Consider the following 4,909-nt stretch of genomic DNA (forward strand, 5'->3'; position numbering starts at 1 on the left):
GTTGATGATGCCGTCATGACCGTGCGTCTTCAGATAATCCGGCTTGATGGCCAGCGTCCTGACATGGCTTTCAGGGTCGCGCAGGAACTGGATCGAGCAGTCGAACTGAGCGCCCAGCCATTTGTGCGGATTGAAAACGATCGAATCGGCGCCTTCGACGCCTGTCCAGAAATGCCGATATTCCGGACAGATCATCGCCGATCCCGCCCAGGCGGCATCGACATGGAGATAAAGCCCATGCCGCCGTGCCACCTCGGCAACCGCAGCAATGTCGTCGGTGCCGCCAGTGCTGGTGCCGCCGACGCAAGCGATGATGCCCGCCGGCAGCATGCCGGCTTCCCGGTCGGCGACGATTGCCGCCTCGAGCGCGGCCGTGTCCATGGCGCGAAAGCGGCCGCTGACGGGAATGCGCACGAGATTGTCCTCGCCGATGCCGGACACCCAGATCGCCCGGTCGATCGACGTGTGCACCTGGTCGGAGGAGTAGATGCGCAGCCGCGCCTGCCCTGCCAGGCCCTGTTTGTTGCCTTGCCAGTCGAGTGCCCGTTCGCGCATGGTCAGCACCGCGGCCAACGTCGCCGATGAGGCTGAATCCTGGATTACGCCCGAGAAGCCTTCCGGCAGACCGAGCGCCTGGCGCATCCAGTCGACGGTGCGCGTTTCGAGTTCGGTCGCCGCCGGCGACGTCTGCCACAGCATGCATTGCGCGGCCATCGCCGAAACCAGATATTCCGCCACCACCGAAACCGGCGCCGCATTGGCCGGGAAATAGGCGAAGAAGCGCGGATGCTGCCAATGGGTCATTCCCGGCAGGATCTTCTCTTCGAAATCGGCGAAGATCCGGTCCATCGGTTCGGCGTCTTCGGGCGGCGAAACCTCGATGCTTCTAGAAATGGCGCCGGGTTCTACCAGTGGCCGCACGGGGCGGTCGCGCAGATTGTTGCGATAGTCAACGCCCCAGTCGGCGGCGCGCCGCGACCATTGCCGGAAATCATCATTGTTCATCCTGTCCTCCCGACATGATCCATCGCTACCATCCGTCGCGGTTGGTCTCTTATTAATTAACGCGTGAAATATATGCAACCAGCAAGAGATGCCGCACGCCTTAGCCAGGGAAATCCGGCAGGCTGGCAAAAGCCGTCTTCAGCGCATTCGACCAGCCATCGGAGATCGTGCGGTAATACTGGTCGTCCTGGCCGATCCGCTTCTTCAATCCGACCTTGAAAGCGTCCTTCTCCAGGAAGAGCAGGTCGAGCGGCAAGCCGACAGACAGGTTCGACTTCAACGTCGAATCGAACGACACCAAAAGCAGCTTCACCGTCTCGGCGAGGCTCATCGTCTTTTCGTAGGCGCGGATGATGATCGGCTTGCCGTATTTGGTCTCGCCTATCTGGAAGAACGGCGTGTCATCGGTCGATTCGATGAAATTGCCTTCGGGATAGATCATGAACAGGCGCGGCTCGCTGCCCTTGATCTGACCGCCGAGGATGAAGGACGCATTGAAATAGGAATCCGCCTTCTCGCCAGCGGGTGACGAATTGGCGATGACCTCCTTGACCGTGTCGCCAACAATGCGGACCGTTTGGTACATCGACGGCGTTTCGAGCAGTGTGGAATGTCTTTCGGAGATTGCCTTGGTGCGCTCGTCAAGCAGGCTGACCACGGCCTGCGTCGTCGCCAGATTGCCCGCCGACATCAAAACGATGACGCGTTCGCCCGGCTCTTCCCAGACATGCATCTTGCGAAAGGTGGAGATGGAATCCATGCCTGCATTGGTGCGCGTGTCGGACATGAACACGAGCCCGCGATCGATCTTCAGGCCAACGCAATAGGTCATGGAATCTCTTCTAGAGCAATTCCAGGAAAAGTGTGAAGCGGTTTTCCGTCCGGAATTGCGTTAAAACAAAGGGATAGAGCGGTTCGGGGTTCCTTGAAACGATGAACCGCTCGGCAGCAATCTTGCGGAGGATTACTGCTCCACCGTGACGGTGACCGCAAGCTGTTCTTCCGCCTGTCCCAGCCGAATTCCCGACACCGGCGTGGCGTCGCGGTAATCGCGGCCCGTCGCCACCTTTACATAGCGCTCGTCGGGCGAGATGCCATTGGCGGCATCGAAGGCAACCCAGCCGAGACCCGAAACATGCGCTTCGGCCCAGGCATGGCTGGCCGCCTGCTCGACCGTCGCATCCAGCATCAGATAGCCGCTGACATAGCGGGCCGGAAAGCCCATGGCACGGGCGGCGGCGGCAAAGATATGGGTATGATCCTGGCAGACCCCGGTCTTGAGCGCCAAGGCTTCCTCCGCCGGCGTCGTCGCATTGGTCGTGCCGGGCGTGTAGGCGACGCGCTCTCCGATGACAGCCGTCAGCCGGTGCAGCCGTTCGATGTCGCTGCCCTTGCCAACCGATGCGGCGAGTTCGCGGATACCGCTGCCGATCACCGTCAATGGTGTCTCATGGCTGTACAGCCAGAGCGGCGTGAAGCCCTGGTGTGGCCCCGAGACGCCCGCGGTGTCGCGCGTCACCACTTCGCCCGACGCCTCCACCGTGATGAAGTCGCGCTCGCCCTCGACGCTCAACAGCCTTGTGTCGTTGCCGAAATGGTCGACAAAGCGGACCTCTTCGCGCGCGCCTTCGATCGCCAGAGCCCAGGACAGAACGGTCTGCGTCGACCCGCTGACTGGAAGCAGCCGCAGCCGCTGCAACAGATAGTGCACCGGCGTATCGTAACGGTACTCAGTTCGGTGGGTAATCTTCAGCCGCATGCTTCTATTCCGTTTGTGAGCGCGATCTCCGGACAAACGGTTTCCGTTTGTCTAAGAAAACCGGCTCCACCTTTCGGGACCATGCTCAATTGAACCGATAATCTTGTGCGATTTCGTCGCCCAGCTTGGTGTTGTCGCGAATGAAATTGGCCAGGAATTCATGCAGCCCGGTATCGAAGATATCCTTGATCGACCCGGCTCTCAGCATTGTCTGCGTCTTCTCGGCCGTTGCGTGGCAGGCATGGCGCTCGCCGTAATCGTCGCCGAGGAATTTCAGATGCTCCGACAGGAAGCGATAGCAGAACATCAGCGAACGCGGCATGCGGACATTGAGGATCAGATAGTCGGCAATGTTGGTCGGCTTGTAATCAGCATCGTAGACCCAGCGATAGGAGCGATGCGCCGAGACCGAACGCAGGATCGATTCCCACTGATAATTGTCGAGCGTCGAGCCAACCCAGGAGATCGACGGCAGCAGCACATAATATTTCACGTCGAGGATGCGCGCCGTGTTGTCGGCGCGCTCGACGTAAGTGCCGAGTTGCGAGAAGTCGAAGATCTCGTTGCGCAGCATGGTGCCGTAGAACGAGCCGCGGATCAGCGCCGTCTCGCGCTTGATGGCGTCGAGCACGCTTGGCAGGTCGCGCTCGTCGATCGGCTTGGCCAGCATCCGCTTCAGCGCCATCCAGGCTTCGTTGATGCTTTCCCAGGTCTCGCGCGTCAGCGCGGTGCGCACCATGCGGGCATTGTTGCGGGCTGTCTCGATGGACGACATCGTGCTCGATGGGTTCGACGTGTCGCGCAACAGGAAGTCGGCGACATTGGCGGCGGTATAGTCGGAATATTTCTGGCTGAAGGTGACGTCGGAACCAGCGCTGAGCAGCACCGAATTCCACTCTTCCGAGGCGCTTTGGGTGCGGGTCAGCGCCATGCGCAGGCCGGCATCGACCAAGCGCGCCATGTTTTCCGCCCGCTCGATATAGCGGTTCATCCAATAGAGCCCGTTTGCGGTGCGGCCTAAAAGCATGAAGTGGCCCTTCGGGCTAGCGAATAGTGAGCAGTGAATATTAAGCAATTGAATCTCAATGAAATATGGCATTTCCTGTCCCTCTATTTCCGCTACTGACTACTGACTATTCCCTACTCACTCGTCTCAATCATCCAACACCCAAGTATCTTTCGTCCCGCCGCCCTGCGACGAGTTCACAACCAGCGAACCTTCCTTCAACGCGACGCGTGTGAGGCCCCCAGGCACGATCTGGATGCGGTCGGAGACCAGCACATAGGGCCTGAGATCGACGTGGCGCGGCGCCAGCCCTTTTTCCGTCAGGATCGGGCATGTCGACAGCGCCAGCGTCGGCTGGGCAATATAATTCGATGGCTTGGCCGCCAACTTCTTGGCGAAGGTCTCGCATTCCTTCTTGGTTGCCGCAGGCCCGACCAGCATGCCGTAGCCGCCGGAACCGTGCACTTCCTTGATCACCAGCTCGTCGATGTGTTCGAGCACGTATTTCAGGCTGTCGGGCTCCGAGCAGCGCCAGGTCGGAATGTTGCCCAGGATTGCCTTGCGACCGGTGTAGAACTCGATGATCTCGGGCATGTAGGAATAGATCGCCTTGTCGTCGGCTATGCCGGTGCCCGGCGCATTGGCGATGGTGATGTTGCCGGCGCGATAGACATCCATGATGCCGGGTATGCCGAGAGCGGAATCCGGACGGAACGTCAGCGGGTCGAGGAAAGAATCATCGACGCGGCGGTAGAGCACATCGATCTGCTTGTAGCCTTCCGTCGTGCGCATGGCGACATGGCCGTCGACCACGCGCAGGTCCTGGCCTTCGACCAGTTGCACGCCCATCTGGTCGGCAAGGAAGGCGTGTTCGAAATAGGCGGAATTGAAGCTGCCGGGCGTCAGCACCGCAATGGTCGGCGCACCTTTGGTGCTTTGCGGCCGCACCGCCGCCAGCGACTGGCGCAGAAGCTGCGGGTAGTTTTCCACCGGCCGCACCTTGATCTTCTGGAACAGCTCGGGGAACAGCTGCATCATCGTCTCGCGGTTCTCCAGCATGTAGGAGACGCCGGACGGCGTGCGCGCATTGTCCTCCAGCACGTAGAACTCGTCCTCCGAGATGCGGACGATGTCGACGC

The 4,909-nt window shown here is 60.3% G+C and carries 5 protein-coding genes; all 5 read right to left on the bottom strand.

Annotation, left to right across the window (positions count from 1 at the left end; genetic code table 11):
• Positions 1-1,005, bottom strand: a 1,005-nt coding sequence (locus EN884_RS25665; RefSeq protein ID WP_164895154.1) for an aspartate aminotransferase family protein, incomplete at its 3' end; no start/stop codon positions are given.
• Between the two features lie 100 nt (positions 1,006-1,105).
• On the bottom strand, positions 1,106-1,837 hold the full coding sequence (locus tag EN884_RS25670; protein WP_013531816.1) for a peptidase: 732 nt from the start codon (positions 1,835-1,837) through the stop codon (positions 1,106-1,108).
• Between the two features lie 132 nt (positions 1,838-1,969).
• Positions 1,970-2,764 carry a transglutaminase family protein gene (locus EN884_RS25675; RefSeq protein WP_063167943.1) on the bottom strand — a complete coding sequence of 265 codons (795 nt, stop codon included), beginning with the start codon at positions 2,762-2,764 and terminating at the stop codon, positions 1,970-1,972.
• Between the two features lie 85 nt (positions 2,765-2,849).
• Positions 2,850-3,791: an alpha-E domain-containing protein gene (locus EN884_RS25680; protein ID WP_024503501.1), complete on the bottom strand. Its 942-nt coding sequence runs from the start codon at positions 3,789-3,791 to the stop codon at positions 2,850-2,852.
• Positions 3,792-3,917: 126 nt separating this feature from the next.
• Positions 3,918-4,909, bottom strand: a 992-nt coding sequence (locus EN884_RS25685; protein WP_128360801.1) for a circularly permuted type 2 ATP-grasp protein, incomplete at its 5' end; no start/stop codon positions are given.

It is taken from the genome of Mesorhizobium sp. M7A.F.Ca.AU.001.01.1.1, from assembly GCF_004022735.1.
Taxonomy (GTDB): Bacteria; Pseudomonadota; Alphaproteobacteria; order Rhizobiales; family Rhizobiaceae; genus Mesorhizobium; species Mesorhizobium ciceri.